Consider the following 24,805-nt stretch of genomic DNA (forward strand, 5'->3'; position numbering starts at 1 on the left):
GCGTCGACAGTCATGCGATGCGTGCCGAGGGCGACCGCCTCGACCGGGAAGCGGCGCTGCTGGAGGGCTTCGCGCGGGACCGCTACGACTGCGCGGCCCGCGAGCACGGGTTCGGCACGCTGATGTTCATGCGCAGCATCGACACCGCCGACGCCCAGCGCGCGGAGGCCGCGCGACTGCGCGACCTCGCGCGGCAGTATCGGCGCGCGGCCCGATCACATCTACGAGACCGAGGAATCCTGACTGGTGTATGCGCATAGCCGCATAATCATCTAGTAGGCTGGCATCATCGCTGATCGCCGCGATCGGCGCCAAGGACGAGGAGCGATCGATGGCCACCGACAGTCAGCGACAGGCCGGACAAGTCGACGTCGAGCGCGTCGCCCACATGCGCGATCTGCTCAGCCGCCCCGGTGGCGAGGCCCTGATCGCGCAGCGCTACGGCGAGGAGGCGAGCAGCAGCGAGGAGTTCCGTGCCGCGCGGCGCCAGCAGCAGCGGGCAGCGCAGCGCGGGCGTGAGGCGCGTGAGGCGGCTGCCAAGGAGGCCGCGGAGAAGGCTGAGCAGTCGCGCGCCGCTGGACGCCGGGGCCGTGAGGGCGCCGGCACGTCGGAGCTGCAGGACAAGCTCGACAAAGCGAACAAGGATCTGGACAAGAACCGTGCTGCGATCAAGTCACAGGCCGAGAAGTCCAAGGGCCAGGTGCAGATGCAGTCGATGTGAGCAGAGAAGAACAGACCCCGGTACCGGCGATCGGTACCGGGGTCTGCTGCTGTCGGGGTCGGGCGTCACATGCCTCTGAGATCGCTCATGTCGGGCACGCGCACCTTGACTCCGGGGGTGCCGGCGATGATGAGGCGGGCCTCGCCGCGCCGCTTCGGCACCAGCTCGGCCTCCTCGGCGGCGGCCGTCATCTCGCGGGACTGCGATGCCCGGGCGGTGGCGTCCAGCGACGACGTGCCGCGCTGCGTCTTGCCGGCCGACCAGGCCGCCCGCTCGATCAGCTCGGGTTCCGGAGCGCCGGGCAGCAGCAGGATCGCGGGGAACGTGTCGCGCAAGATTCTCAGCCCCGCTGAGCCCCAGCGGGGCTCGAACTGCGAGGTCCCCTGCACGGCCACGCAGAGTCGGATGCCGAGGCCGCGAGCCTCCCCGACCCAATTGGCCAACCTCGGCAACGGCGCCGTGTTGGGCAGTTCGTCGATGACCATGAGCAGGCTCGGCAGCGACCCGACCCGCTTGCGCCAATAGTCCACCATCGTGGTGAGGACGGCGGTGGCCGCCGACGCCCCGGGGCCGCCCAGCGGGGCCACGATGTAGAGCGTCGCGCCAGGGTGCTCGGACAGCATCTCGGGCCGGAACGGGGGCACCTTCTTGGGGTCGTGGTCGGAGATGGCCCGCTCGGCCCAGGAGCTCATGCCGTTGCGCATATTGATCCCGATCGAATCCCTTTGACGCGGGTCGAGGCGCTGGGCGCTGAGCAGGCTGTTGGCGTGCCAACTGCCCTGGATCAGGTTGCGCTTGTAGGCGACGTCCCAGGAAGGGCTGTCGAGATCGGCGCGTTGGGCTTTGGCCTCGGCCTCGTCGGCGGGTTCGGGGGTGCTGGAGTTCTCGACAGCGTCCACTGCCCAGCGAGCGCCGCCGCCCCACGTCAGGCCCCGGTCCGGGTGCTCGTACCAGCCTGAGGCTTGGAGCAGCGCGGCGAAGGGCCGGCGCGCCAAGGTCTGCCATGTCGCGGAGTCGCCGCTGCTGCCGGCGCCGTTGCCGGCGCCCAGCTCGCCGACCTCCATGAGCAGCGAGGCCATGTGGAGCGCGGAGTCGTCGTCGTGGATCAGTGCGCAGAGGTCCGCCTGCACGCGGGTCACCGGGATATCTTTGAGTTCGGAGTCGCGGACCTCACCACCGGACAAATCCATGAGGTATACCGGGCCGACGGCGGCACGCTGTCGGATGGTCAGCTCGGCGAGATCACCTTTCGAGCTGACGCACACGACAGGTCTTGCGCCCCAAGCGATGACATTGACGCCAAGGACGGATCTTGACTTGCCCGCGCCCGTGACAGAGCTCACCAGCAGGTGTGGTCCGGTCGCCGCCCGCTGGCCCCGTCTGCGTCCGGCATTGCGCTCGTCGACGGCCTGAGGGTCGTTCGGCACGTCCTCGATGAGCACGCCGGCATAGGGCTCGTCCGGCGGCGACACCGGCCGTGGTGGCTGTGCGGGAGCGTGCTGCTTGCGTCCGATCATGGCTTTCCTCCCCACCGGGTGCGGGCAGCGTGCGCCGCGGCCTCGCTCGATCGTGTTGCGGTAGCGACCTTCTCGGCTTCGATGGACGCGTTCACGTCGGGGTCGCCGAGCAGGCTCCAGGCGTGCATGAGCAGTGCCCGGGCGAAGATTCCCGGCGAAATACCGTGCGCCGCAGCGAGTTCGCGCAGCTCGGCGCGCTCCTGCGGGGTCACGGGCACCTGCTGGTGCGTCTCCAGTCGGGCCATCATCATCGTCTCCTTCTTGTCGGGGATCCATCTACAGCGTACTGTATAGCCATGCGCATAGCCGCATAGTTATGCGATTCGAACAGCGACAATGCCGAACAAGGGTGTATAGACATGGGAAAGATCGGTTTCAAGATCCTCGGCTACCTGGTGGTCGCGGCCATCCCTTTCGTCATCGGATGGTCGTTCGCGGGCCCGGTGGGAGTGCGCGAGGGAACGCAGACCACCTATGACCGGGTGGTGGCATGCCTGCCGGCCGCTGACCGGGCGGCACTGGACGCCTGCCTGAACGGCGGTCGCTGACATGCGGATCAATGACCTGCGTGATCGGGCGCTCGCCGTCGCCGATCGGCTGACCGTGCTGCCCGGCGCGCTCGAATACCGCTGGGAGCGGGAGCGTTCCCGCGAACTGGCCAAGGGAGAGCGCCCCGCGAGTGCCCGGCGCCGTCGGTCGCAGCTGCTGAGCCGCAAGGCCGATCGCCGTGCGCGTTCGGGCATCGGCGTGGGTGCCGCGACGACCGGCGACGACGTGGTGCCACCGTGGTGGCGCCGGGCGCTGGCCGAGCAGGATGCCGGGGAGAGTCTGTCCAGGATGATCGCGATGGGCGCACTCGGCGCCGTCGTCGCAGCGCTGGTCGGCGTCGGCGTCGGCGCTGGTCGCGGGATCTACTGGCTGATGGAGCGGTGCTCGCCGCGCATCGGTCGGCTGTGGTGGTCGCCATGGGCGACCGCCGCGGTAGTCGTGGGTGCGGCGTTGTGGTTCCTCGGGCTGCTGACCGGTCCCAGTCTGAAACTGATCCCGCGCTTCCCGATGCTATGGCCGGATCTGAGCTTCGGCGAATGGGTTACGTCGTGGGCGTCGTGGCAGCTGGTGATCGCGCTGGGCGCGACGGCCTACTTCGTCCACGCCTGGGGCTGGGCAGCGGTGCCGCGCAAGGCGGTCGAGCCGAGCAAGCAGAACGCCGACGGCACCTGGAGGGAGATCCCTGAGGGCCAGAAGATCGACATCGGCTACGACCCGTCGGCACTGCCGGTCTACGTGCCGCCGGAGCCGTTCGACGACGACTGCATTGGCGACGAGGCCGGATTCGTACCCGGTGAGGACGAGGAGATCCGGTGAGCAACAACAACGAGGAGAACAAGGTGACGAAGACCCAAGAGGCCGAGCTGTGGCTGGCCGACCAGTACGAGGACCTGACCGGCAAGCGACCGAGCAACACCCGTGCGCTGCTGTGCTGGTCGGTGGGTGCGGTGGCTGTCACCGCCACCGCGATCACCGTACTGGCGGTGAAGGGCTGGCTGGACGACGCCGCCGGCATCGTCGTCGCTGCCGCGCTGGGCGCGCTGGTGCTCAGTGGTGTGGTCGACGTGCTGCGCACCCTGTGGCGGTGGCACCGGGGTGCGGGCGTGCGCGCTGGATTCGCCGCACTTCCGGGCCGCCTGCGGGCCTGGTCCGAGGGCCGGGCTGAGGCCTTCCGGCGATATGTGCAGGACTGGTCGCGGCGCCACCCGCCGCGGGAAGAGGAGGACCGGCGATGACCGCGGAGACGAGAACGAAGACGGCGCCGAGCCCGATCGGGCGCGGGTTCTGGGAAGCCATGGCCGAGGGCATCGTGCGCGGCAGTATTGCGCCCGACGACCTGCACCCGACCATCCGGGCGGGCGTGCGCCCGTACCTTGACGCCGTGCTCGATGCCGGGGTGGCGCTGGTGCTGGAGCGGCTGGCGCAGTGCGCCACGGTGGACGAGGTCGTCGGCCTGCTGACAGAGCGGCTGGCGCACCAGGCCCGATGGCGTGCAGAGGCCCGGCAGTGGCGGCGATACAGATGAGCGCCCTCGCTGAGCTGGTCGGCCCTATGTGCGACGGGGAGCCGGAACTGCCTGTCACACAACCGATTCCGGGCACGATTGTCATCAGGACAGTGCTTCCCGACATCGACACCGACGCGGACGACGACACAGAGAAGGAGAAGCAGCGATGAGTACGCATCACCCGGCGCCGTCGGGTGTGACCGAGATGATCAATTTCTTCGGTGCCGTGATCGTCTTCGCCGGCGTCGGCGCGGTCGTGGCGACGGTGGCGCAGAGCAGCGCCGAAGCGGCGGCAGCGGGCCTGTGCTTCGCGATCATCCAGTTCTTCAAGATGGCTTGGCGCGCAGGTATTTTCACTCGACCGAACCGGAAGACCGGCAAGCAGTACGGCCGACATATCCTGGGCGACTTGTCGGGATGGTTGGAGGACTGGCGCGAGATCCAGGCCGACCGCCGTGTCTGGCAGATCGCGTTGATGGCGTTGGCTGCCGGGGTCGGGTTCGCGCTGCTGCGGGCGGCGGTGTTGGCGGCCATGGGCGTGTTCCAGAACGTCGTCCTGACAGCCGGGATCTTCGCGATCGTCGGCGGCTTCGCCGCGGCGCCGGGGTGGATCATGCGCTACGTCGAACCGGCCCGGGCATTCGGCTTGGTGGAGAGCGCGAGCGCTGCGCCGGCATCGGTCGCGGTCCAGGTGCAGACCCAGCCCACTGCAACACCGACACCGACACCACCAGCGCCAGAGCCGGCGCCGGCATCGAACCAGCGGACGCGGCGACGCGTCGTGAAGGAGATCCCTGATGTCTGATCAGCACCCCGACTACGAGGACGGGCACGGCAACCCGTTGACCCGCGCCGAGGCCGTCGCGCGCATTGCCGCAGGCCGGGAGGTCTACGAGGTCGTCACCGATGAGCAGCCCGCTGCTGCTCCGGCCCCGGTACCCGCTGCTGTACCCGCTGAGCCAGAGCCGGCACATGCATCGACGCCGACTGTGGACAAGAAGCCCAGCGAGCGTCGACCGGTGCCAAAGGCGCTGCTTGCGGTGGTCACGGCGATGCTGGTCCTGGTGGGCGGCGGGGTCGCCTACGGGATGCACGCGGTCGGCGAGAAGAACACCGTCCAGGACATCCGGGCCGGTGTGTCGAGCAAGGCCTCGGCGATCAAGTCGAGTGCGGTGGCGAAGTCCAGCGAGGTCGTGCAGTCGGCCGAGCGGAGTCGTATCGGCCAGCGCATCACCGGGATGATCTGCCCCACCGACGAACTGGCGAGGGCTCAGTGGGATGGCCAGGGCGAGAAGCCGGCGTACCAGCTCCGCGAGCTCGCCGAGACGGCGCTGCCCGCCGGATTCGTCGCGCGGAAAGCCAAGGCGGACAACGGTCAACCGCGCGAACTGGTGATGCTCCAGCTCAGCGACTCGCGGATGGGTGTCTACATCTCCACGACGTCGGTGGACAGTCAGAGCGGAAAGTCGGCCTGGTGGAAGGTCACCGTGGCGACCAGCGGCGACCCGGCGATCCTCGGCGAGGGCATGGGTGACGGCACGGACCGGGACATGCGGGGTGCGTGCGAGACGGTGTCAGAGGGTCAGTACCTCGTGGTGGACGACGGCCATGATGACGAGCCGACCTCGCTCGCCCTGCTCAAGCCCACGAAGGCCGACGGGGTCGTCTATGCCATCGCGGGTGATCGCCTCCTCAAGCTCGGCCTGGAGAGGGTCGACACATCCCACGGAGCAGAGACGGGACAGGAGGGCGGAGCCAGCGTCAGCAGCAGCGCAGTACCGAGCAAGTAGTCCGACCAATCCGTCTCAGCCACAACGATATTCGATACCTTTACATACAGGAGAAACCATGAACCTCAACAAGATCACCGCCGCCGTCGCCGGAATCGCCGCAGCCGGAGCCATCGCCCTGGGCGCAGTCACCGCAGCCACCGCGTCGGCGCAGCCGTTCCTGCCGTCGGGCGTGGGCTGCTTCGACGCCGTCCGCGAGATCCCGAATCCGGTCTCGCCGCTCGGTAACCCCATCGCTGCGATCCCGACGGGCCGTGTTGTGATCACCGACCAGACCGTGTCGCTCAACGGTGCACGTGGGACGCTGCACCGCACGCCGAACGCCGATTTCGCGAGCGCGACCGCGACGATTCCGGGCATCGGTCCGGTCGCAGTGCTGGCGGACTCGCCCGAGCCATCGCTGGCGATCGGCGGGCACGCGAACAGCCCGGAGTCGATCTCGCACCTGACCCTGCACCGCGTCTACTGCTGACCACCCCAACCACGCACGGTACCGATTGCGAGATCGGTACCGTGCGTGGTGACACCGACAACGAAGGAGAAACCCGATGCCGAGTGACTTCAACGAGTTCATCAACGCCCAGCGGACCACGGCGAATGCCAAGGCAGATGCTGCGCGGCAGCAAGAGCGCGACCAGGCAGAGGCGGACGCCCGTTCGCAGTCCGCAGCTCACCGGAACGCGGAGCAGGTCATGGCGCGTGCTCAATTCGTCGGTCGTGTCACCGAGTCGAATCCTCTAATCGGCATCGGCGCGGCGGTCGTGGTCTTGTGGATGCAGCGGCAAAAGTCGTTGCGCGGCAGCACCCTCGCCGCGGAATATGCCGCGCGGCAAGAGCTACAGGGTCGGCCGGTTGGACCGGACCTCGGCCTCGGCGCCACAAGCATCAGCCCTGAGGCTGCCGATGACGTGCGCGACTTCCTCGCCTCGACCGAGGTGGAGGGCGGCGGCTCCGCGCTCGACGCGTGGGAGGCGTCGCCGGAAGCGAGGCCAGCGACCGTCCCGACATCGACCAGCGGCATGTCCCCCGCGGCGTCGTCGGCGCAGCACCGACTCGCCGCGATGGTCAGCGAGCACGACGGCGATGAGGACGACCCAGAGCGGGACGGCCTCGGCCGATAGAACCCCGTCGACCGAGACAAGAGCCCCGTCACCACATGGTGACGGGGCTCTGTGTGTGTTGGGATCAGCGCAGTGTGCGCCCGAAATCCTCTATGGCCCAACGCACTCGGCGCGCGTCGGCGTAGGCGGCCTGGCGCGCGGACATGCGCGCCTGGTGGTCGGCGTCGCGCTGAATGGCCGCGACGCGCCGGTCTGACGCACGATCGAGGGCGGCTTGTTCGTCCTCGCGCAGCACGCGGATGGCGCCGAGGACGGAATTGGCCCGGCCCTCCTCGATAACCATGGTCACCGCGGTCAAAGTGTCTATGTCGACGATGCCCGTGGGAATGAGTCCGCCTGCGGCAGAGGCGTATTGCGAACGCAGCCGACCCAGCTCGACATCGATTCGTGCAAGCTCGTCGGCGACCGCGCTCGTCTGCTGGGTCGCGCGCAGGTCGCGCCGTCGCTGCATGCGGATACCGACCTGGTCAACGATCCAGATGGCCAGCCAGAGTCGGGTCACCAGCTCGTCTCGCGTCATGGGCATCAGGGTAGTCGCGCGATATGACATTTCGCCCTCCCGGCTTCGCTTACGACACGACTATGCCCCGCCCTGCGGGGCAACTAAAGACCCCCGCACCGAATCTCGGTGCGGGGGTCTCGCGTCCTGGTCAGGACGCCGGGTTCATCCGCGTCCGCGAGTTAGACCCAGGGCAACGCGTCGAGCAGAGCGTCGGCGCTGATCGCCTCGCCGGTGATGAGCCGGTATTGCTCGGCTGCTGTCTCGATCTGGCCGCAGTTCACCGCGCAGCCGCCTGCCCTCGGGCCGGCGGTGCGGTCGGTCAGGACGACGTCGCGATGGTCGGCGATCTCGAGATCGACGAATCGGAGCAGATCGTGGGCAACGCGTTGGGCGTGCCTCGGCGAGTAGAGATAGTCAGCGTCGGACTCGGTGAGGCAGTTGGCCTCGTTGTGCTGGGTCGCGGCGTCTTCGGCGGTCATCCCGCGGGCAGCGGGACTTAGGATGCCCCGTCGGATGCGTCTGTTGATCCAGGCTGTGTCGGTGGTGGGGAAGGTCGTGTGCATGTGGTCCTCCTCGATGGGTCGAGGAGTGCTTGTCGGCGGCTATGCCGCTGCGATCACTCTGTTTTACGAACGAACTCGGCGAACGACCGCAGCGTTGACAGCTTCGCGCCAGACTCGGTGGTCCTCCTGCATGGAGGCAAGCTGACCACGGTTGGCGGCCAGCCACTTCCTCGCGGCACTGTTGAGGGTCGGGATGCCTTTCGGTACGGCTCCCTCGCCAAAAAGCGTGAAGCCGGTATACGGGTAGCGCTTGCCCGCGGCGGCGAGTTTGTTGCTTATGAACAACCGAAGACCGTCGGCTGCCATCTCTGCGGCGACAGCTTCGTCCCGTGTGGGTGAGTAGCCCGCGTGCACAACTCGGTTCCTCACCTCCGCAACCTTGGCGCTCCATTCGCCCAATTCGCCAGCGTCCAACTTCCAGGTGCCTTTCAGCCGCGGGTGGAACTGGGTCTTTATCCTCGTCGTGATGGGCGTGGAGAACACCTCCGCTGCGGCATCGACGCGCAGCCCTTCCTCCCACATGAGCATGCCGAGTATCGAATCGAACAAGACCTCGCACGCGATGCCGAAGTGAATAACCGCGTCTCGGTACGAACCGATGCCGTGAAGCGCGTAGGCAGCATCGGTTCGGCACTCCATGAAGCGCGTCAACGGGTCGAGACCGTCCAGGCGCCTTTGGATCTGGGCAACCTGATCGAACAATCCTTGATCGATTTCGGAGGTATTGCCGGTCATGCCGGGCCACGTCCCGTCCAGCATGAGCAGTCCGATTGGCGTGACCGCATCCTCATCCACCTTCCTGGTGAAAGCGAATGCCATTGGGAATAGGCGCTTCACCGTAAGTTCGGCGAGAGGTGTGCGTGCCATCACACGGTAGGCCCTGTGGAACTTGAGTAGGGCGTCGAGGCATCTGTCGATCGGAGTGACGTCCGTCGGTTCCACGCTGTTGAACGTGATGGCTTCGACGACAGTGCGGTAACGCTCGTCGGCGGCGATGTCCTCTGCCACTTTCTCGTACAGGTTCGGGCCGTCGGAGTCGTCGCCCTTTCCCGGGTGCATCGCGTCGAATGCGAGACGTAGGAGTTCGCTCTCGCCAGCAAAGGGAGCAACCGAGTTGTCGACCATCTGCCAGAACCGCATGGAGACGAAGTTTCGCCCCGCTTCGTCCATTTCGATCGGGTCTGCGCCGGGCGTTGGTACGTGCAGGGCCCCGGCAAGCTCGGGAGCCGGTTCGTCGGTCGGGGCGAACCAGGTGGCCTTCTGCGGGATAGGGATGGGTTCCGGAAGTAGGATCATAAACCCCACGACGCACGGGGGCGCGGTCTCAGCGGAGAATGCCCAGTTCACACCGAAGTGTATCGGGATGCTCGGCCGAGCAGCGTGTCGACGTCGATCCGCGCTTCGAGCGCGCGCCGGCCAGGTGATGAGCCGCCCAATCTACGCTCGGTCTGCAATGCGCGAACTCTGCCCAGCAACGAGGCGCGTCCCGATCCGCTCGCATGCGGGCAGCGGTGTCCCATCACCGATGCGGAGTTGGTTCAATTTGGCGCGGTGATGCCGATGCGCGTCTGAACTGCGGCTATTGTTTTGAAAAGTCGAGAACCACAGGGAGTCGCATGCAAGCCGGGGATGTCAAGCTCGGGTCTATCTTCTTCGACAATCATCGCTACGAAATCCCGATGTTCCAGCGCCCGTATGTGTGGGGTGAAGAACGGAACTGGCGTCCGCTCTGGACCGACATCGCCGCCGCAGCCGACAGCGTGGTCGCGGACATGCTCAGTGGCGACTGGCCGGAGGAGCCGCCGACGTATTTCCTCGGTGCCATTGTCGTGAAGGCGATCCCCACCCACCCCCAACGCCTGGGCGGATCGATGCTCGTCGACGGGCAGCAACGCCTCACGACGCTCCAGGTAATGCTGGCGGCGGCACGCGCGGTCGCGACGGAGGTCGGCGCCGAGAGCGCCGCTGGGCGATTCGGCGAATGGGTCGAGAACAGCGAGAAGGCGGTCCATGAGAAGTGGCCGGATGACAAGTACAAGCTCTGGCCGCTCCCGCAAGACCGCTCCGAGTACCTCTGGGCCGTACGAGACGTCGGAGATCAGTCGCCGTGCCCTGATCCGGCGCACCGGATCTGCGAGGCTCGCTCGTGGTTCGAGGGCCAGATACTGCGCTGGGCGACCGGCGACGGCGACCCGAGTGACAGGCTCGACGCGTTGCACAGTGCGATGGAGACCCGGATCGCACTGGTCCGAATCACCTTGGAGAAGACCGACAACGCGCAGGTGATCTTCGAAGCGCTGAACCATCGCGGAGTGGAACTGTCCCAGTCCGACCTGGTCAAGAATCTGCTGTTCAGGCTCGTGGAAGAAGACCAAGGAAGCCGCCATATGTCCGAGTCACTGCTCGTGGACCACTGGCTTCCACTCGACGGGCGGGAATGGCGGGCTGAAACCGTGACCGGCCGCATCAAGCGAAGCCTGCTCGACCAGGTGGTCGCCTATTGGCTCACGCTGCGCAGGGGCGAGGTCGTGTCGGTGGAGCGCCTGTTCGACGAGTTCCGCACCTGGCTCCTCGACGGCGGCTACAAGGCGAGCGACGTCATCAAGGACATCCGCCAGTACGCAGACCTCTACGACAAGCTCGTCACGGACCCGCCGGACGAGCCGACCGCCGCGCTGGTCGACCTCGTGCTCGCGACCAAGACCAACACGGCATGGCCGCTGCTCCTTTGGATCTACGGTGACGACCGGATAACCGAAGACCAACGCCGCGACGCCGCTGGGGCGCTGAGCTCGTATCTGGTGCGTCGAATGCTGTGCGGACTGACCACCAAGGATTACAACCGCCTGTTCGTCCATATCTTGCAGTCGGCTCGAAAGAGAATCGATGCTGGCGGACTACTTAGCGATGCGATCGCGGATGAGCTGGCGCGACTGGCGGGTGAGACGCGAAACTGGCCCGGCGACGGCGAGTTCGTCGCAGCCATCATGGGATCGAACTTCTACGGACTCAATCGTGCGCGTCAGCGGGTGTTCTTCGCCGGGATCGAGAACCACCTCCGCGACGACAAGGCCGAAGATGCGAATCCAGTCCGAGCTTGTTGGGAGTACCTCAACATCGAGCACGTGATGCCCCAGAATTGGAGAGCTAAGTGGCCACTGGCCGATGGCAACGACGAAGACTTATTGGCGAGGCGTGAACAGGCGATCAACTCGGTCGGGAATCTGACGCTTACAAATGGGCGACTGAACTCGCAGATGCGCGACAAAGCCTGGCCAAGCAAGAGGCTGGCACTCCAGCAGAAGAGCACGCTGCTGATTACTACAGCGTCGATTCTGGCAGCTCCGCCTGGTGTCGCGGTCGAAGATGCGGCAGCCTGGCCGACGGAGTGGGACGAGACCCGAATCGCGAAGCGTCGGGCGTACCTCGTCGGCCTCGCGCTGGAGGTTTGGCCGCGACCTGAGATCACTCCTGCCGCCGAGTACGGCGATGACGCGGGCTCCGGGGGCGAAGAGGAGGAGGACTTCTCGTAGGCCGCTCTGCCTCGTCCGTGCATGCCTTTCACCCAAGCCGTACTCGTGACCCGCCATGATTTGGACTCGTCAGCGGCAGCATCGCAAGTTGCCTATTGAACCGGGACGACGATGGCATGGGGTTAGATTCCCACCCACCGGCGAGCATCCCCAAGAGTCAGGTGGCCCAAGCGGATTCCGAAATCACTGACACTGGTGGCCGTCCGGCCCCACCGTACGGGCAAGTCAACCACTGGTCATCGGCTTAGTCCCGATATACCAACAACGCGCCGGATAGCGGTACGCCGCCTGTCGACTGACTTCGAATCAGCCGCCGAGTAACGTGGTCGCGTCGATCCTCGGGGGTCGCTGTCCGGGCAGCGGTGCGTCGTGCGGATCTCGCTCGGCGATGGGAACGGCAGGTGCGAGGAAATAGTCGGCGAGCAGCGCGTCGACGGCCTGCCGAGTATCAGCGACGACGGCGTGGGCGCCGTGGGCGCGCATGTCCTCGATGGCGGCGACCTGGCTGGGGCGGGGGCGCTGGCCGGGTCGCTTCACCTCGACGAACAGAGTCACCGTGGCACCGTGTGCGTCATGGCCAATCAGTACGCGGTCGGGCACGCCGCGGTGGCCTGGGGCGGTGAATTTCCAGCAGAGCAGGCCCAACTCGCGGCAGCGGTCGACGAGGCGCTTCTCGACGACGCATTCGCGGGGCGTGGCGGTCACAGTGCTTGCGCTCCGTCGATGGCAGACGCTCCGTCGATGGCAGACCGGGAGGTGGTCCGCGCGAGGAGTCGGCGCAGCTTCTCCAAAGTGCTGGACAGCGCTCGGACCTCCGCCGCCAACTGCCGATCCTCGGCGGCGATCGCGCGACGCCGATCCTCGATCGACGCCATGCGGCGCTCGACCTCGTCGGCGGCCCGGCGGGCCTCACGCGCATCAGCGGGGCCGTAGTCGGGCATCTGGACGGGAGTCGGCCGTTCGCGCCGCCGGTCGAAACCGATGGTGGTCCTCTCCGGGCCCACGTGGGCGACGAGGTAGCCGAGGGTGTCGCCGGCACGGGCGCCTGCGAGTGCCTGCGCCAGATCCGGGGCGAGTCGGACTGGTCGTGTCATGGGGGCCTCCGATCGTGTCGTCCGCGTCGGGTGCGGCTCATGCCTCCATTGTGCCAGATCGTATGGCGATAATGCATCCTATCGACCAATCATTTGGGTAGCCTGGACGCATGGACATCGAGGTGTACGACGGGGCGAATACGTCGGATCTGACCGCACCGGCGCACGTGCCGGCCGCGGTGGTGCGGGCGGCGGTTGTCGATGCGCGGTCGCCGGTGCCGACGGGGGTGCATCGCTCGGTGGCGCTGTCGGTGGCGCGCGGGTCGGAGAAGACTGCTCGGCTTCGGCTGGAACGGCTGGCGCGGGTGGCGATGTCCACGGGCCGGGTCGACGACCCGGCGATGGTGTGGGCCACGGACTGGACGCGACTGCCTGTCGAGGGTTATGAGCAGCTGGACCGCTCGATTGCGGCGACGTGGGGAACCGCATCCACTCGCAACGCGATGAGGGACTCGGTGCGCGCGGTGGTACGCGAGTGCCGAGACGCCGGATTGATGACCTACGACGAGGCCACGCGGGCGCTGAGTGCTCTGCGACCGGAGAAGCTGGGTCGGGATACCGAGAAGCAGGCCCGTGGGCATCTGTCGGCGACGCAGGTCAAAGAGGTGTTCGAGGCGCTGGCGGCCGACAAGTCTCCGACGGCCCGCCGCGATGCCGCGCTGATCGCCCTATTAGTAGGTGCGGGTTTGCGGCGTGAGGAGGCGGTGACGCTGGAACTGTCAGATCTCGACGCTACTCACGAGACCCTGGTGGTGACGGGCAAGGGCGGGGTGGTCCGCGACGTGCCGCTGGCGCCGGGCGTCAGGCGTGCGGTGTCGGCCTGGCTGGAGGCGCGGGGCGATGATCCCGGCCCACTGCTGACACCGATGTCCAAGGAGGTGCCGCGGGTCGCGGTGCTGGACAGGGCGATGTCGGTGAATGCTGTTGCCGCAGTGGTCAAGCGGCGGTTCGCCGGTGACGGCGAGGCGGTCCGTCCGCACGACCTGCGCCGGACCTTCGTCGGTGATCTGCTCGACGCCGGTGCCGACCTGTCGTCGGTCAGCAAGATCGTTGGGCATAGCAGTCCAGCCACAACCGCCGGCTACGACCGACGCGGGGTGGCGGCACGACGTGCCGCCGTGGAGAAGCTGAGCGTGCCGTTCGTGTGAAGAGGTCCGTAGAGGCGCCGTTATCGCGTGCGATGATATGGCGATGACCAGCCCGTCCGGATTCCTGACCGAAGAGCACCAACTCCGTTGGGCCGCAGTGACATACCAGGTCCGGATGTGCGAATTGGCACTTGTAGGGGCCGCCGATCCCAAGCCGGGCTCGTTGCTGGCTGCCGCGGATGCTGCGTACACATGGGAGAAGGCTTCGGGCTGGGCACGCACGTACCTGACGTCGGGTATCGAGCACATGCTGATGTGGTGTGACCAGGTCGCCCCGTACGACTTCGACGGCGAGCGCGTCAATCACGTGCGGTTCATGACGTACCTGCTCATTGGGCGTGCGGGCCTGGAGTCGACCGCGCACGCGCTGTGGCTGCTTGAGGTCGACGGGGACCCGATGGAATGCACGCGTCGGCTCATACGGCTCATGTTGAAGGACTTTGGGTACCACAAGAAGGCGCAGGAGGTGCGCGGCGGTTCGGTCGAGAAGATCGAGCAGAGGATCGCAGATACGAACCAGCGGGCAGCTGACCTCGGGCTGGTGGAGCCCAAGGTTACGTTGCCCGGCTACGAAGGTTTGGTGAAGGCGGCCGCGGAAGCATCGGGCGAGGACGCCTCTGAGTGGTCCTATCTGTGGAACGCCGCGAGCGGCGCCGCGCACGGTCAGAACTGGTTCAGCATGGTCGGCTACGACATCGAGCTGGGCGAGGAGTACGAGCCCGGACACTTCCGGAGCACTCGCATCCCGGACGCGGTCTACATCACTGAGCTGATGGAGGCGGCTGGCCATGCCGTGCAGTGGGCCACCTTCCGTTGGCTCGACCTGGCTGGGTACGACGCCCCCACCCGATTGCAGGAGTCGATGGTCGCCGTACATGAGCGCATGCCCAAGAAGGCGTGAGGAGCATCGACAGCCACCCAGCCGGTTAGACCTACCCGGCGAGGATCATCTCCCGCACGCTGCGGGCGAAGCTCGTCGTCGGCCAGCTCCCAGCCGCAGCGATGAGTGCTGGAATCCTGCCACGCACGCCGTAGCTTGCCGAGACTGTTCACCGGGTCTTCGAGTCGCCCGTCGGCGAGGTCGTGCCAGTGTCGTTGCACCCAACGGTCGGGCTCAACCGGCCCGGTACCAACCGGTGGCCGGTGCTGATGCACGAGTTGCGCGACATCGCCGACTGGGTGCGCAAACAGGCGCTGCCGCGCCTGATCACCGGCGGTGACCCGCCTGCCGACGCGCTGCCGGCGAGCTACGACATATCGGTGGGACACGACGACGAGCGCGGTGCCATCGCGGAGGGCTCGCACATCACAGGTTTCGAGCGCCAGTTGACCCGCCTGGTCGCGGTGAAGACAGCGCGCCCGGGCCTCGTGGAGATAGTGGGAATGACTCCCGGGGCACCGAGCCCGGATCTGGTCCGACGTTGGGTCGACCATCTGACGGACGAGCAGGCCGTCGAGCGGGCTGAGCGGCTGGACGCTTTCCGGAACATGTCGTCGTCCGCAGGCCAGGCGCGCGCAATGAGCGTGGTGGGCGAACTGCTGCGAGAGGCTCAGGAGTTTGTTGGGGAGCGGGCGTAGAAGGACGACAAGCACCCCGCACCGGATCTCGGTGGTGACGATCGGACTACAGCGCACCTTTGGAGCGATTGCAGGAGATGCAGAGCATCTGTCCGTTCGCGATGTCGGTCCTGCCGCCCTTCGACCAGGGCACGATGTGGTCGGCGTCCATCTTGGCCAGCTCGAATACTTGTTGCCCGTTGTCATTGCCGACGGTCTTGCATTTGGCGCCGTTCGCGCAGCGCCCTCCCTGGCGTTCGTAGATCGCGAGCCGTTGGTCGTCGCTGAACTGGCGCAGGCTGAGATGCTTTGGGTCGCGGGTCAACACGTACTGGTAGATGCCACGGTTGCTGGTGACCTCATCATCCTGGATCAGTGCGGCGATTTCGATCTCCAAAGCATCGGTGTCGACGGGGTCCTGGCCGTAACGGTCGTATAGAGGACCCCACGGCTGACCCTTCATCAGCGACCGGTACTTGGGGAAAGTGTCTTCGACCCAGTGGATGATGCTGCGGAAATAGCTCCACAGCTCGTTGGCGTTCTGGTCGTGCTGGTGTGCCGCCATGTATTGCTTGTGGTGCTCGAGGCCGTCGCGCTCGGAGATCCACTTGAGCGCGGTCTCCAGGTACTTCTGGCGGATGGGTTCGCCGACGAGGTATTTCTCGCCCAAGCCGTAGGCCGCGCCGCCGGTTTTTGAGAAGATCGACTTCGCGTGGGTGAGCCACGGACCGTAGTAGGTGGCGTTGAGCAGCTCCTGGTCTTCGAGCTTCTCGCCGGCGATGTTGATCGTGCGGAACCAGTCGAGCTTCTCGGAATCGGGGCCTTTGCAGCGATAGACGAGCAGCTCGTAGTCGAGGAAGCGCTCCTGCTCATCGGCGGTGAGGTTCGGAAATCCCTTGAGGTTGCCTCCCACATCTACGGAGAAGTCGCCGTTAGCGTACTGGCTCAGTGACACTGTGCGCTGCTGGCCGTCCAGGATCTCGAACGTTCCGTCGGGGTTCTCCACCCAGTAGAAGACGTTGAGCGGAAAGCCTTTGAAGATGGTGTCGATCACGGCGTCGCGCTGCTTCTGCTTGTAGACGAACTCGCGCTGGTAGGGCGGCCGGATGTTGAGGTGGCCGGCATAACCGAAGACACCGCCCTCGCCATCGTCGGTGTAGCCCTCGACCACTTCGCGGATCGCAATCGGGTGCAGGTCGATGTCCATCAGGCGTCTCCGATTCGTTTGACGAGAATGCGCTCGTAGACACCGGTGTACTTGCCGTCGCCGATGGGCAGGAAGAGTTTGCCGGTGCCGCCCACCTTCTTACCGTCCTTGGCATAGTCCTCGGGCGCGGCATACTTCTTCATCGGTTCGGCATCGCGCGTGCTGATGCCGACGATCTCGAACTGCTCGGGACTGTACTTGTCGAGGAAGGTGATTGGGACACCCATTACCCCGTCGTAGTCGTAGGGGATCTCGGCGACCTTGTCGACCTCGATCGCGGGGTAGTTGACGTATGTCGGGTACTCGGAGGCCTTGTAGCGCTTGTAGAGCGTCAGCGGTTCGTGGCGCTTGGTGGTGTCGAGGTTGGTGTACCAGTATATGCGGCCCATGCTCAGGTACTTGATGCCGTCGACGACCTTGGTGCGCGAGGCTGTGGCGATCTCGTAGTCCATCGGCACCCGGAACCACTTGGTGCCGCCGTTGTCGTAGCCGAACCAGAGCTTATTGTCAGTGACGTAAGGGAAGATCTCGGAGTGCTTGGCATGATTCTGGTCGCCGAGTACCAGGAACTTCTTGTCGTGGGCGACGAGTTGGTGGACGTATTCCTTGAACAGTGAGAACGGCGGGTTAGTGACGACGACGTCGGCTTCATTGAGCAGTGCGACGACCTCGTCGCTACGGAAGTCGCCATCGCCCGACAACGGGGTCACGGCATTGGCGTCGCTGCGGAGCAGTTGCTCGACGTCGAGCAGATCGATCGCTCCGTCCTCGTTGAGGTCGGTCACCTCGGTGATCTCGACCTTGTAGGCGGCTTTCGTCGGTTCGGCATCGCGCATCCCGGCGGCCTCGAACAGCGGGAGCTGCGAGCCCATGATCGGTGAGCCGACGAAGGAGGTCGCGATGAGCTTGGCCAGCCCCAGGTGGTTGAAGTTCATCGCGAAGTACTTGAAGAAGTTCGACTCGTAGGGGTCGTCGCAGTTGCAGAGCACGGTCGTACCGGAGAACTGGGGTCGGTAGTGGCGCAGCTCTTTCTCGATGTCGATGAGCTGGGTGTACCACTCATCCCGTTTCGCCGATTGCGCGTTGCTCAGCGACTTGTTGCCCGCCACGGTCTCCTCCTGGATGTTGTCGAGATAACAGTAGTCAGAAGTGCCGACATGAAGTGCGTGGCGGTTGCAGTGTCGCCAGGATGGATGGAAAGCAGATCCCCGCACCGGCGTATCGGCGCGGGGATTGTGTGTGGTGTCTATCAGGCTTCGGTCAGTTCGACATGGGCCAGTTCGTCGAATCGGTCCAGTACCCGGTCGGCGTCGATGCGATGTCCACCGCGGTCGACGAACGCCGCAGCAGCGAGATCCGCACCGCGCAGAACGATGCGCGAGTTGACCTCCTCGGGATCATCGAACTCGATGCCGACGAGCGTGAGCGCGCCGTCGCGGCGCAAGTCGGCTAGAGCCTCGCGGGCCTCGTCGCGGTCGGCCAGGTCGATCGGGTAGGTGTCGGTGATGGACGCGGAAGCCGGTCGGTCGGTGACCAGTAGGGTGACCTCGTCGGCGTGGAGGATCGTGGTCATGGGCGCTCCTAGGGAGTGGGGTTAGCGGTCATGATGGCCCGTCGGGCCGCCATCCTGGTGGCCGGGCCCTGACGTGGGTCACGGACGGGAACGGATGCTCGGCGCATCGCGTCAGAAAGGTGTTGGGCTCGGACACCTCTCCTCCGCACACCTCGCACGCCCGGCGGCTGGCGGCCACGGCGAGTTCGGTGAGACGTTGATAGGCGACGCGCTCGTTGTCGGTGAGCGGCCGATCGCGGAGGACCGAGTAACGCAGTCGGCCCGCCTTCTGATCGGCGCGCAGGACGTGGTGCGGGCCGATCTCGGCGACGAGACCACGGTGCAGCTCGTTGACGATAGGAACCCATCCCGCTGGGGTGTCGCGCCCGGCGGAGCTCTGCGCAAGGTCGATCGTCGGGTCGAGCGGCGTCTGGCAGGCGCCGGGGTGCTGGTCGGCCCAACGCCAGCTCGGCGCCGCGCTGCAGACGATGTCGAGCAGTGCGGTGGGCGCGTCGAGGAGTTGGAGCTCGTGGTCGAGCTGGTCGAGCAGGTCCTGGTGCAGGGGCTCGCTGAGCCGCACGCGGACCAGCGGTGCTCGTCGCTCGGCCGGTGCGGCCATGAGCGCGGCGGCCTCACGGGCGATGGCCTCGGCGACGCCGGTGCGGTAGGCGGCTGCTCGGGTGGCCTCGTCGGCGCCGAGCACTGCGAACAGGCGCGAAGTGCCCAGCGAGTGCACTCGCTCGCTGAGCGTGTGCAGGTGCTCGTACTCGACAGTGTCATAGTCGTCCATCGTGTATCGATTCCTTCTACTGGGTCTTCGTGATTGCGCCTGCCCATCCTGACTAACGGCCTGCCACGCTTTTCGGCCGGCCGATGGTCGCCTCCCGGCCAGGGGTCGTGGCGGTGGTGTAGTCAGGGACGGTCGACGTCGTATATGGCGTCGGGGTCGGCGATGAAGTAGGTCTGCCCGGCAGCACGATCGTCTGGCATGTCGATGACGTCGAGGGTGAGCATGACGCCGCCCGACTTCATGACCTCGACGGACGCCACAAGAGCGTCCGCATCGTTAGTGAAGCTCACGATTCTGTCGCCGACAAGCAGGTCGCGACCTCGGATACTGCGGGTCATGGCGGTCCATTCTGGCGATCGGGTCTGACACTCACAGCGACCTGAAAACGTAGACCCCACCGTGGCCGTCGGACTCGGTCGAGTAGTCCATCGCCAGATCGGAGATCCAGGCATCCCACCCGAAATAGCGGACGGCAACGTGGTCGTCGTCGAGGCCGTTGAACAGGTCGATGCCCTCGGCCAGGTCGTAGGCATAGTCGCGAAAGCTGTTCCAGCATCCCGCGTACCTCTCCTCGAAGTCGCCGACGCAGGGCAGGTTGGTATCACCCTGCGCGACATAGCTTCCCGTGCGGACCCAGGCGCACAGCGCGGGCCACTGCTCGGCGCCGACCTCCTTATAGGCCTCGCCCCACTGAGCGGCCTCCATCGCCGACATCTCGCGGTCGATCGGGATGCAGTCGACGTCGAGGCCCCAGATCTCCTCGCATCCCTCACGGCGGAAGTCCACGCGGGAGCCGGCGTGCACGTCGGCCAGGGTGACCTCGTCGGCGCCGACGGCTGAAAACCAATGGCCAACAAGGCGTCCGGAGTTGTAACAGGCGAGGCAGCCGAGCCAGATCGATGGCTCGTCGGCGCTGGTGCGGCGGGCGATGGTGGTGTGATCGGTCATGGTTCTCCCTCTCTCGGCATGGGTGTCGAGAGAGTGGCCGGTCGACGGCTATGCCGTCGTGGGATGGCAGGCGGCCTCCAGCGCGTCGGCCAGGCCGAGAGCGGCGTTGGGCCTCAGCACGAGGATCTCGGCGCCGTCGGCGGTGACGATGATCTGGGCTGTGTCCTCGTCGCGATGGACGGTGATCCGCTGGCCGCTGCTGGTGGTGAGAGTCGGGTCGGGGTGCTGGGTCATGGGAGCCTCCTCGGTCGTGGTGGCGATCGAGGAGATGCCCGTCAGCGGCTGCGCCAGCTGTAATGGCCGCGAAAAGTGAGGGGGTCCGGCCCGCTGATGAGTCGATGTCGCATAATCGCTGGTAGCAGGCGTGATATTCCCGCCGGGAGATGGGTGTAATAGCGCACAGCGGAGTATGCGATCGGGACGATTGCGGCAGCCGCGTTCGGGGCGATCTTGTACACAGTGGTCAGTGGCGACAATATCGTCAGCGCGCTGACCGGGATCATCACCAAGGCGCTCAACACGTCGGTGGGTTGAGATGCGGCCGCGGCGGATTGTCGACGACGAGTCGGGGATGGTCACGATCGAGGGAGCCTACGCGATCTCGGCTGTCGTGATCGTGGTGATTCTCGCGGTGGGTGTGGTCACGGCGGTGACCACCCAGATCCGCTGTACCGATGCCGCCCGTGAGGTGGCTCGGCTGACGGCTGCGGGTGATGATCAGGCCCGCGCCGCCGGCGAGCAGATCGTGCCGGGGGCGCAGATCTCCATTGCGGCGCAGGAGGATCGGATCGTCGTCGAAGTCCGTCGTGGTGCGCCTATGGTGCCCGGTCTGACATTGTCTGCGCGGGCTGTCGCGGTCCCTGAGCCCGACGGTTCTGACCAGGTCGACGTCGCGCCGGGGGTGGTGCGGTGAACCGCCGCTTGGCGGGTGCGGCGCGGGCGCAGCGGGATTCACGCCTCACTCGACTTCTCCGCGACGAGGGCGGCTACGCCACCGTGGCTGCGGCGGGTGCGATCGCGGGTATCGCGGCACTGATCGTGTTGGTCATTTACGTGGGTGCGGCGACGCTGGCTCGTCATCGGGCGCAGTCGGCGGCCGACCTCGCGGCGTTGGCGGCTGCGGCAGATCATGTTGCGGCGCAGAATGATCCGTGTGCCACGGCAAGATCGCTCACCGTCGAGCAGCGGCCGCGGGCGGAGGTCTTCGAGTGCACGGTCGTCGGTGAGGATGTCGTGGTCGGTGTGCGTGTCTCGGTGTCGTTGGGGGCGTTGGGAATCCGAGCGGCGTCAGCACGGGCGCGTGCCGGTCCGGCAGATGACCCGTGACGCCTTCCGCCGTGCTGCCCACTGGCGACAAGCCGTGTGGTCCGTTCGTACGCAAACGTCGACTTTCCCCTGATCGAGTGACATCGGCAGAGCGCCGGGCTGGGTACCGTCCAGTGGCGCAGTACTGTTCCGTTTGTCCGAATCTCGGAGGTCGTCCATGAAGTTCTCCCGTTCCGCCGGCGCCGCTGCACTCTGTGCTGCCGCGGTGGTCCTGTCGATGCCTGCTGCCGCTCACGCGGGAGGCACCAAGGACCCGCGATACGCGGCGCCGCCCGCTTCGTCGGCGCCGACGTCAGCGTGCTCGGATCGTGCGCCGTACACGGGGCAGTGGGTTGGGCACGGGCGGTCGATCGATCTGCGCGACAACGTTCCGGAACCATCACACTCGGCAGCGGTGCGTCGAACAGTGAGACGTGGACGCTGGGCTGGAAAGCGCAGAAGACCACCGTGTTCCCCGACTGCGGCATCCTGACCGAGGTCAAGGCACAGACCAAGAAGATCGGTGAGGGCAGCTATGGACTGCTGGCCGCCGGGAAGCAGTTCGAGGGTGCGTTGGGTAAGCGGGAAGGACACACGGTTCTGCTGATGTCACTGCATCCCGGACAGGACTCGATTGCGTTCTGCCGCAAGGACGATTACGCCCGCGACTGCGGCGCGTAGTTCCCTATTCTCGCAGGGTCTCTGTCGTGGCGGGGGAGATCAGGCTCCGCACTCCCGTGAGTAGCCATACTTGTCCTGGTTGCACCAGGGCAGGGAGTGTCCGGCGGCGGTGAAGCCGGCCATCTGCATATAGGTGACTGCTTGTGAATCCTTCACCAGCACACCGTGATAGACGGCGCCCGCGTGCATCGAGTTGTCTCCCAGACCTTCGCCGTGCTTCGAGATCTGTTCTCCGAGCGTCATGGTGGCGCCGCTGGAGTCAGCGCTCCAGGTGAGTGCCCACTTCTCGCCGTCGGCGGCACCGATCGATACCGACATGTCGCCGGTGCCGTCGGCGTTGAGATTCATATCTCGCGTGTGACCCACCCACGCCCCGGTGAAAGCGCCGGCGCCAGAGGGAGCTTTCGGGGTTGCTGATGCCGTCACGGTATTCACGGGCGTGCGAGGGTTCACGGGTGCGGCAGAGTCGACCTCGGTCGGGTCCGTGGTGCCGGGGACGGTTTCGGATTCGGTGACGGTCGACGTCACGACGACAGGTGCCGACGGACTGGGCGTCGCGGATGAGTTCTCGTCGGGGCCGCAGCCGGTCGCCGTCAGCGCCAACGCGATTGCGGCAGAACCGAGTACGCACGCCCTCGCGAGCCGTGTTCGGTTTCGTCTGACGTCGGGCTGATCGATGCGCATGACCGTTCCTCTCGATGACTGGACCCGATAGGTGCTCGATCCGACGACGACTCGAACAGGCAATCGTGACTCGACGAAGCGCGGGCCTCTCACCGACTATCGCAATGAATCGCCATGGCGTATCACCACGTCATTCAGCTGAACGGCGGTCGGTACGGCGAGGTCGGCGCCATGTGGGGGCAGAACTCAGAGAGCGTCGTCGCCGATGTGGATGCGCTTGGGGTACACCCGTGTCGAATCCATCGGGGCGAACCAGACCTGCGAGAAGGAGACCTCGGCGTCGCCGCGGTAGGCGAGTCGGAGTCGGCCCGGCCCGGTCTTGGAAATCGAGCCGGGAATGGAGCCGTCGGCAAGGTCGGCACTAGCAACGCGGCTGTTCGGAATGCGCGGTGCCACTGCGTCGACGAACGGGGCCCAGTGCACCACCTCGCTCTCGGTGAGGAACGCGCCCGCGGCGGCGTTGACCTCGCCGGTCTCGGTGTCGGTGGCGAGATAGACCTCGCCGAGTGCGGTGGCGATGCGTGGCCCGACCATTGCGCTCTGCAGGTACCACTGCGCGTTGTCGACGACGTCGGCGTCGAAACGGGCGGCACACCAGGCGAAGTGGATGTCGAGTGCATCGAGTGCCTGCGCCTCGGAGTAGAACACGTCCGGCTCGCCGATCGACGCCGGCAGAGTATCGGCGGATCCCGTCGGACGAGCCAGTAGGAAGAACGCTGGGCGCGCGCGTGTAATGAGCGGCGACGGTGTCACGCGATCGGGGGTCCCCTCGTACATCGTTCAAGTATCCCTGAGAACAGTCTGTGACAGGCGGTAGTGACCGGATTCGTCAGATTCGACGCGTTGGGGAACGGTCCAATTCGCGGCTGACCTCGGCTGAGCGGTCAGCGGGACGGCACTGGTCAGACGCCCAAGCGGAGGAATACGGCCGCGTGTGGCACGATTCGCCAGGTCCAACCTGAGAGTTCGCTGAGACTGTGTGCTGAGTGCCTTCAGTGCACCGCCGACATACCGATTCACACCCACACACCATGTCTGCAGACGGCACGCCCACAGTCACCTTTACGTTGGAGTACGTCCGGGGCGGTCGCCTCGGACGCTCGTCCGCGGTTCGGGGCGTGGCTCGACAATCACCTGTGTGCCCTCGGTGGCTCGGCGTGGAAGGCCACCCCGGACCGTGACGGGTCGTTTCGGCCGCTGATTGAGAAGTGTTCGCGAACTTGTCGCTGTGTAAAGGTGCGCCGGCGAAACAACCCCTGACGAGGTCAACAGGTTCGAGCAGAGAGGTTCATGTGGTCGAAACAATCTGGGTAGGAATCGATGTCGGCCGTCACGCACACCACGCCGCCGCTGTGGACGACGCGGGGACGGTGCTGTGGTCACGTCGGGTACCGAACGATCAGGCGGCCATCGAAGCGATTGTGGACCAGGCGTGCCGTGTCGAATCGGTGGTGTGGGCGATCGACATGACCGCGCCGGAATCGGCCCTCCTCCGAGGGGTGTTGTCCCGCCGCGGCCAACACATTCGCTATGTACCTGGTCGCGTTGTGCACAGCATGACCGGCGCTTTCGCCGGCGAAGGCAAAACCGACGCCCGCGACGCGGTGGTGATCGCCCAGACCGCGCGCCTGCGTGGTGATCTCGCGACGGTCGCGGTCCCTGATGACGTCGCGATCGAACTCGACCTGTTGACCGGGCATCGCCGCGACTTGGTCACCGAACGCACACGAGGCATCAATCGACTGCGCGGCCTGCTGACCCGCATCTTCCCCGGTCTCGAACGGTGCTTCGACTACTCGACGTTGACTGGTTTGGCGTTCGTCACCCGCTTCACCACACCGTCGGCGATTGATGGGGTCTCCGACGAGGAGATTTACGACCACCTACGCGGTCAAGGAGTCCGCCGGCCGACCATCCCGAAGATGATCAGCAAGGCGCGTGCCGCCGCGGCCGCGCAGACCGTCGCTCTGCCTGGTGAGGCGACCACGGCATTGCTGGTGCAGCAGGCGGCTACCTCGCTGATGGCGCTCACTCGC

General features: G+C 66.1%; 35 protein-coding genes and 1 pseudogene. 20 read left to right on the forward strand and 16 right to left on the reverse strand.

Translation table 11 applies throughout. From position 1 onward, the window contains the following. Positions 1-17: 17 nt before the first annotated feature. Positions 18-260, forward strand: coding sequence for a hypothetical protein (locus A5785_RS17850; protein WP_156528120.1), 243 nt, complete (start codon positions 18-20; stop codon positions 258-260). 71 nt (positions 261-331) lie between these two features. Beyond that, the gene (locus A5785_RS17855) at positions 332-721 is read left to right on the forward strand and encodes a hypothetical protein (protein WP_156528123.1); all 390 of its coding nucleotides are present in this window, start codon (positions 332-334) and stop codon (positions 719-721) included. A 65-nt stretch (positions 722-786) separates the two neighbouring features. On the opposite strand, the gene A5785_RS17860 is transcribed toward A5785_RS17855, so the two are convergent. Further along, positions 787-2,238 (reverse strand): type IV secretory system conjugative DNA transfer family protein, encoded by a 1,452-nt coding sequence (locus A5785_RS17860; protein WP_064868117.1) that lies wholly within the window; start codon positions 2,236-2,238, stop codon positions 787-789. Beyond that, positions 2,235-2,489 carry a hypothetical protein gene (locus A5785_RS17865; protein ID WP_064868120.1) on the reverse strand — a complete coding sequence of 85 codons (255 nt, stop codon included), beginning with the start codon at positions 2,487-2,489 and terminating at the stop codon, positions 2,235-2,237. The genes A5785_RS17860 and A5785_RS17865 overlap by 4 nt, the downstream gene beginning before the upstream one ends. A gap of 108 nt (positions 2,490-2,597) precedes the next feature. Here A5785_RS17865 and A5785_RS17870 point away from each other — a divergent pair, with 108 nt between their 5' ends. The 9 genes from A5785_RS17870 to A5785_RS17905 all read left to right on the forward strand — a co-directional run bounded on the left by A5785_RS17870 (position 2,598) and on the right by A5785_RS17905 (position 7,205). Beyond that, complete coding sequence (locus A5785_RS17870; RefSeq protein WP_064868122.1) at positions 2,598-2,786, forward strand: hypothetical protein; 189 nt, start codon at positions 2,598-2,600, stop codon at positions 2,784-2,786. Position 2,787: 1 nt separating this feature from the next. Next, complete coding sequence (locus tag A5785_RS17875) at positions 2,788-3,603, forward strand: hypothetical protein (protein ID WP_064868124.1); 816 nt, start codon at positions 2,788-2,790, stop codon at positions 3,601-3,603. Continuing rightward, positions 3,600-4,022 carry a hypothetical protein gene (locus A5785_RS17880; protein WP_064868126.1) on the forward strand — a complete coding sequence of 141 codons (423 nt, stop codon included), beginning with the start codon at positions 3,600-3,602 and terminating at the stop codon, positions 4,020-4,022. Before A5785_RS17875 ends, A5785_RS17880 begins: the two co-directional genes overlap by 4 nt. Beyond that, positions 4,019-4,312, forward strand: a complete 294-nt coding sequence (locus A5785_RS17885) for a hypothetical protein (protein WP_064868128.1) — start codon at positions 4,019-4,021, stop codon at positions 4,310-4,312. The genes A5785_RS17880 and A5785_RS17885 overlap by 4 nt, the downstream gene beginning before the upstream one ends. Continuing rightward, positions 4,309-4,464 (forward strand): hypothetical protein, encoded by a 156-nt coding sequence (locus A5785_RS23375; protein WP_156528129.1) that lies wholly within the window; start codon positions 4,309-4,311, stop codon positions 4,462-4,464. Before A5785_RS17885 ends, A5785_RS23375 begins: the two co-directional genes overlap by 4 nt. Then, positions 4,461-5,099, forward strand: coding sequence for a hypothetical protein (locus tag A5785_RS17890; RefSeq protein WP_064868130.1), 639 nt, complete (start codon positions 4,461-4,463; stop codon positions 5,097-5,099). The genes A5785_RS23375 and A5785_RS17890 overlap by 4 nt, the downstream gene beginning before the upstream one ends. After that, positions 5,092-6,084 carry a hypothetical protein gene (locus A5785_RS17895; protein WP_064868133.1) on the forward strand — a complete coding sequence of 331 codons (993 nt, stop codon included), beginning with the start codon at positions 5,092-5,094 and terminating at the stop codon, positions 6,082-6,084. Before A5785_RS17890 ends, A5785_RS17895 begins: the two co-directional genes overlap by 8 nt. A 58-nt stretch (positions 6,085-6,142) precedes the next feature. Continuing rightward, entirely contained in the window at positions 6,143-6,556 is a 414-nt protein-coding gene (locus tag A5785_RS17900) for a hypothetical protein (protein WP_064868135.1), read from the forward strand. A 76-nt stretch (positions 6,557-6,632) separates the two neighbouring features. Further along, a complete protein-coding gene (locus tag A5785_RS17905) occupies positions 6,633-7,205 on the forward strand; it encodes a hypothetical protein (protein ID WP_064868138.1) in 573 nt (190 codons plus the stop codon). A gap of 64 nt (positions 7,206-7,269) precedes the next feature. On the opposite strand, the gene A5785_RS17910 is transcribed toward A5785_RS17905, so the two are convergent. The 3 genes from A5785_RS17910 to A5785_RS17920 all read right to left on the reverse strand — a co-directional run bounded on the left by A5785_RS17910 (position 7,270) and on the right by A5785_RS17920 (position 9,617). Next, complete coding sequence (locus A5785_RS17910; RefSeq protein WP_064868141.1) at positions 7,270-7,725, reverse strand: hypothetical protein; 456 nt, start codon at positions 7,723-7,725, stop codon at positions 7,270-7,272. 161 nt (positions 7,726-7,886) lie between these two features. Then, positions 7,887-8,270: a hypothetical protein gene (locus A5785_RS17915; protein ID WP_064868143.1), complete on the reverse strand. Its 384-nt coding sequence runs from the start codon at positions 8,268-8,270 to the stop codon at positions 7,887-7,889. Positions 8,271-8,333: 63 nt separating this feature from the next. Beyond that, entirely contained in the window at positions 8,334-9,617 is a 1,284-nt protein-coding gene (locus tag A5785_RS17920) for a hypothetical protein (protein ID WP_064868145.1), read from the reverse strand. Positions 9,618-9,886: 269 nt separating this feature from the next. On the opposite strand from A5785_RS17920, the gene A5785_RS17925 reads away from it, so the two are divergent. Then, positions 9,887-11,803, forward strand: coding sequence for a DUF262 domain-containing protein (locus tag A5785_RS17925; RefSeq protein ID WP_064868147.1), 1,917 nt, complete (start codon positions 9,887-9,889; stop codon positions 11,801-11,803). 306 nt (positions 11,804-12,109) lie between these two features. Here the strand turns inward: A5785_RS17925 and A5785_RS17930 are convergent, their stop codons facing one another. Beyond that, positions 12,110-12,508, reverse strand: coding sequence for a VRR-NUC domain-containing protein (locus A5785_RS17930; RefSeq protein ID WP_064868150.1), 399 nt, complete (start codon positions 12,506-12,508; stop codon positions 12,110-12,112). Beyond that, entirely contained in the window at positions 12,505-12,897 is a 393-nt protein-coding gene (locus tag A5785_RS17935; protein ID WP_064868152.1) for a hypothetical protein, read from the reverse strand. Before A5785_RS17935 ends, A5785_RS17930 begins: the two co-directional genes overlap by 4 nt. A gap of 110 nt (positions 12,898-13,007) precedes the next feature. Here A5785_RS17935 and A5785_RS23930 point away from each other — a divergent pair, with 110 nt between their 5' ends. The 3 genes from A5785_RS23930 (at position 13,008) to A5785_RS17950 (ending at position 15,623) form a co-directional block, all read left to right on the forward strand. Further along, on the forward strand, positions 13,008-14,045 hold the full coding sequence (locus tag A5785_RS23930) for a tyrosine-type recombinase/integrase (protein ID WP_064868154.1): 1,038 nt from the start codon (positions 13,008-13,010) through the stop codon (positions 14,043-14,045). A gap of 43 nt (positions 14,046-14,088) precedes the next feature. Then, positions 14,089-14,946, forward strand: coding sequence for a hypothetical protein (locus A5785_RS17945; RefSeq protein ID WP_156528131.1), 858 nt, complete (start codon positions 14,089-14,091; stop codon positions 14,944-14,946). 188 nt (positions 14,947-15,134) lie between these two features. Further along, positions 15,135-15,623, forward strand: a complete 489-nt coding sequence (locus A5785_RS17950) for a hypothetical protein (RefSeq protein WP_064868159.1) — start codon at positions 15,135-15,137, stop codon at positions 15,621-15,623. 46 nt (positions 15,624-15,669) lie between these two features. Here A5785_RS17950 and A5785_RS17955 read toward each other — a convergent pair whose 3' ends face one another. The 7 genes from A5785_RS17955 to A5785_RS17985 all read right to left on the reverse strand — a co-directional run bounded on the left by A5785_RS17955 (position 15,670) and on the right by A5785_RS17985 (position 20,333). Continuing rightward, positions 15,670-16,809 (reverse strand): HNH endonuclease family protein, encoded by a 1,140-nt coding sequence (locus A5785_RS17955; RefSeq protein ID WP_064868161.1) that lies wholly within the window; start codon positions 16,807-16,809, stop codon positions 15,670-15,672. Continuing rightward, a complete protein-coding gene (locus tag A5785_RS17960) occupies positions 16,809-17,918 on the reverse strand; it encodes an adenine-specific methyltransferase EcoRI family protein (protein WP_064868163.1) in 1,110 nt (369 codons plus the stop codon). Before A5785_RS17960 ends, A5785_RS17955 begins: the two co-directional genes overlap by 1 nt. 140 nt (positions 17,919-18,058) lie before the next feature. Next, a complete protein-coding gene (locus A5785_RS17965; RefSeq protein ID WP_064868165.1) occupies positions 18,059-18,382 on the reverse strand; it encodes a hypothetical protein in 324 nt (107 codons plus the stop codon). A gap of 28 nt (positions 18,383-18,410) precedes the next feature. Then, the gene (locus tag A5785_RS17970) at positions 18,411-19,151 is read right to left on the reverse strand and encodes a hypothetical protein (protein ID WP_064868167.1); all 741 of its coding nucleotides are present in this window, start codon (positions 19,149-19,151) and stop codon (positions 18,411-18,413) included. Positions 19,152-19,273: 122 nt separating this feature from the next. After that, on the reverse strand, positions 19,274-19,489 hold the full coding sequence (locus A5785_RS17975) for a hypothetical protein (protein ID WP_064868170.1): 216 nt from the start codon (positions 19,487-19,489) through the stop codon (positions 19,274-19,276). Between the two features lie 31 nt (positions 19,490-19,520). Then, entirely contained in the window at positions 19,521-20,099 is a 579-nt protein-coding gene (locus A5785_RS17980) for an antirestriction protein ArdA (protein ID WP_064868171.1), read from the reverse strand. A gap of 48 nt (positions 20,100-20,147) precedes the next feature. Beyond that, a complete protein-coding gene (locus tag A5785_RS17985; protein WP_064868174.1) occupies positions 20,148-20,333 on the reverse strand; it encodes a hypothetical protein in 186 nt (61 codons plus the stop codon). Positions 20,334-20,498: 165 nt separating this feature from the next. On the opposite strand from A5785_RS17985, the pseudogene A5785_RS23100 reads away from it, so the two are divergent. The 4 genes and pseudogenes from A5785_RS23100 to A5785_RS18000 all read left to right on the forward strand — a co-directional run. Further along, a pseudogene (locus A5785_RS23100) lies at positions 20,499-20,633 on the forward strand (DUF4244 domain-containing protein); the annotation flags it as partial. Position 20,634: 1 nt separating this feature from the next. Beyond that, a complete protein-coding gene (locus A5785_RS17990) occupies positions 20,635-21,012 on the forward strand; it encodes a TadE family type IV pilus minor pilin (protein ID WP_064868177.1) in 378 nt (125 codons plus the stop codon). After that, the gene (locus A5785_RS17995; RefSeq protein WP_156525498.1) at positions 21,009-21,425 is read left to right on the forward strand and encodes an Rv3654c family TadE-like protein; all 417 of its coding nucleotides are present in this window, start codon (positions 21,009-21,011) and stop codon (positions 21,423-21,425) included. Before A5785_RS17990 ends, A5785_RS17995 begins: the two co-directional genes overlap by 4 nt. Positions 21,426-21,752: 327 nt before the next feature. Continuing rightward, positions 21,753-22,085 (forward strand): hypothetical protein, encoded by a 333-nt coding sequence (locus A5785_RS18000; protein ID WP_231894353.1) that lies wholly within the window; start codon positions 21,753-21,755, stop codon positions 22,083-22,085. A 39-nt stretch (positions 22,086-22,124) separates the two neighbouring features. Here A5785_RS18000 and A5785_RS18005 read toward each other — a convergent pair whose 3' ends face one another. Both A5785_RS18005 and A5785_RS18010 read right to left on the reverse strand, forming a co-directional pair. Continuing rightward, on the reverse strand, positions 22,125-22,769 hold the full coding sequence (locus A5785_RS18005) for a hypothetical protein (RefSeq protein WP_064868178.1): 645 nt from the start codon (positions 22,767-22,769) through the stop codon (positions 22,125-22,127). A 186-nt stretch (positions 22,770-22,955) separates the two neighbouring features. Then, positions 22,956-23,546, reverse strand: coding sequence for a hypothetical protein (locus A5785_RS18010; protein ID WP_064868179.1), 591 nt, complete (start codon positions 23,544-23,546; stop codon positions 22,956-22,958). A gap of 515 nt (positions 23,547-24,061) precedes the next feature. Between A5785_RS18010 and A5785_RS18015 the strand changes: the two genes are divergently transcribed. Continuing rightward, positions 24,062-24,805 (forward strand): IS110 family transposase (locus A5785_RS18015; protein ID WP_156528133.1); only part of this gene is annotated, 744 nt, incomplete at its 3' end.

Source organism: Gordonia sp. 852002-50395_SCH5434458 (assembly GCF_001665905.1).
Classification (GTDB): domain Bacteria; phylum Actinomycetota; class Actinomycetes; order Mycobacteriales; family Mycobacteriaceae; genus Gordonia; species Gordonia jacobaea.

What these genes read in the sequence shown, in the direction of transcription:
- A5785_RS17850 (WP_156528120.1), top strand. Translation starts at nt 18, where the DNA reads ATGCGTGCCGAGGGCGACCGCCTCGACCGGGAAGCGGCGCTGCTGGAG.
- A5785_RS17855 (WP_156528123.1), top strand. Translation starts at nt 332, where the DNA reads ATGGCCACCGACAGTCAGCGACAGGCCGGACAAGTCGACGTCGAGCGC.
- A5785_RS17860 (WP_064868117.1), bottom strand. Translation starts at nt 2,238, where the DNA reads ATGATCGGACGCAAGCAGCACGCTCCCGCACAGCCACCACGGCCGGTG.
- A5785_RS17865 (WP_064868120.1), bottom strand. Translation starts at nt 2,489, where the DNA reads ATGATGATGGCCCGACTGGAGACGCACCAGCAGGTGCCCGTGACCCCG.
- A5785_RS17870 (WP_064868122.1), top strand. Translation starts at nt 2,598, where the DNA reads ATGGGAAAGATCGGTTTCAAGATCCTCGGCTACCTGGTGGTCGCGGCC.
- A5785_RS17875 (WP_064868124.1), top strand. Translation starts at nt 2,788, where the DNA reads ATGCGGATCAATGACCTGCGTGATCGGGCGCTCGCCGTCGCCGATCGG.
- A5785_RS17885 (WP_064868128.1), top strand. Translation starts at nt 4,019, where the DNA reads ATGACCGCGGAGACGAGAACGAAGACGGCGCCGAGCCCGATCGGGCGC.
- A5785_RS23375 (WP_156528129.1), top strand. Translation starts at nt 4,309, where the DNA reads ATGAGCGCCCTCGCTGAGCTGGTCGGCCCTATGTGCGACGGGGAGCCG.
- A5785_RS17890 (WP_064868130.1), top strand. Translation starts at nt 4,461, where the DNA reads ATGAGTACGCATCACCCGGCGCCGTCGGGTGTGACCGAGATGATCAAT.
- A5785_RS17895 (WP_064868133.1), top strand. Translation starts at nt 5,092, where the DNA reads ATGTCTGATCAGCACCCCGACTACGAGGACGGGCACGGCAACCCGTTG.
- A5785_RS17900 (WP_064868135.1), top strand. Translation starts at nt 6,143, where the DNA reads ATGAACCTCAACAAGATCACCGCCGCCGTCGCCGGAATCGCCGCAGCC.
- A5785_RS17905 (WP_064868138.1), top strand. Translation starts at nt 6,633, where the DNA reads ATGCCGAGTGACTTCAACGAGTTCATCAACGCCCAGCGGACCACGGCG.
- A5785_RS17910 (WP_064868141.1), bottom strand. Translation starts at nt 7,725, where the DNA reads ATGACGCGAGACGAGCTGGTGACCCGACTCTGGCTGGCCATCTGGATC.
- A5785_RS17915 (WP_064868143.1), bottom strand. Translation starts at nt 8,270, where the DNA reads ATGCACACGACCTTCCCCACCACCGACACAGCCTGGATCAACAGACGC.
- A5785_RS17925 (WP_064868147.1), top strand. Translation starts at nt 9,887, where the DNA reads ATGCAAGCCGGGGATGTCAAGCTCGGGTCTATCTTCTTCGACAATCAT.
- A5785_RS17935 (WP_064868152.1), bottom strand. Translation starts at nt 12,897, where the DNA reads ATGACACGACCAGTCCGACTCGCCCCGGATCTGGCGCAGGCACTCGCA.
- A5785_RS23930 (WP_064868154.1), top strand. Translation starts at nt 13,008, where the DNA reads ATGGACATCGAGGTGTACGACGGGGCGAATACGTCGGATCTGACCGCA.
- A5785_RS17945 (WP_156528131.1), top strand. Translation starts at nt 14,089, where the DNA reads ATGACCAGCCCGTCCGGATTCCTGACCGAAGAGCACCAACTCCGTTGG.
- A5785_RS17955 (WP_064868161.1), bottom strand. Translation starts at nt 16,809, where the DNA reads ATGGACATCGACCTGCACCCGATTGCGATCCGCGAAGTGGTCGAGGGC.
- A5785_RS17965 (WP_064868165.1), bottom strand. Translation starts at nt 18,382, where the DNA reads ATGACCACGATCCTCCACGCCGACGAGGTCACCCTACTGGTCACCGAC.
- A5785_RS17970 (WP_064868167.1), bottom strand. Translation starts at nt 19,151, where the DNA reads ATGGACGACTATGACACTGTCGAGTACGAGCACCTGCACACGCTCAGC.
- A5785_RS17975 (WP_064868170.1), bottom strand. Translation starts at nt 19,489, where the DNA reads ATGACCCGCAGTATCCGAGGTCGCGACCTGCTTGTCGGCGACAGAATC.
- A5785_RS17980 (WP_064868171.1), bottom strand. Translation starts at nt 20,099, where the DNA reads ATGACCGATCACACCACCATCGCCCGCCGCACCAGCGCCGACGAGCCA.
- A5785_RS17985 (WP_064868174.1), bottom strand. Translation starts at nt 20,333, where the DNA reads ATGACCCAGCACCCCGACCCGACTCTCACCACCAGCAGCGGCCAGCGG.
- A5785_RS17990 (WP_064868177.1), top strand. Translation starts at nt 20,635, where the DNA reads ATGCGGCCGCGGCGGATTGTCGACGACGAGTCGGGGATGGTCACGATC.
- A5785_RS18005 (WP_064868178.1), bottom strand. Translation starts at nt 22,769, where the DNA reads ATGCGCATCGATCAGCCCGACGTCAGACGAAACCGAACACGGCTCGCG.
- A5785_RS18010 (WP_064868179.1), bottom strand. Translation starts at nt 23,546, where the DNA reads ATGTACGAGGGGACCCCCGATCGCGTGACACCGTCGCCGCTCATTACA.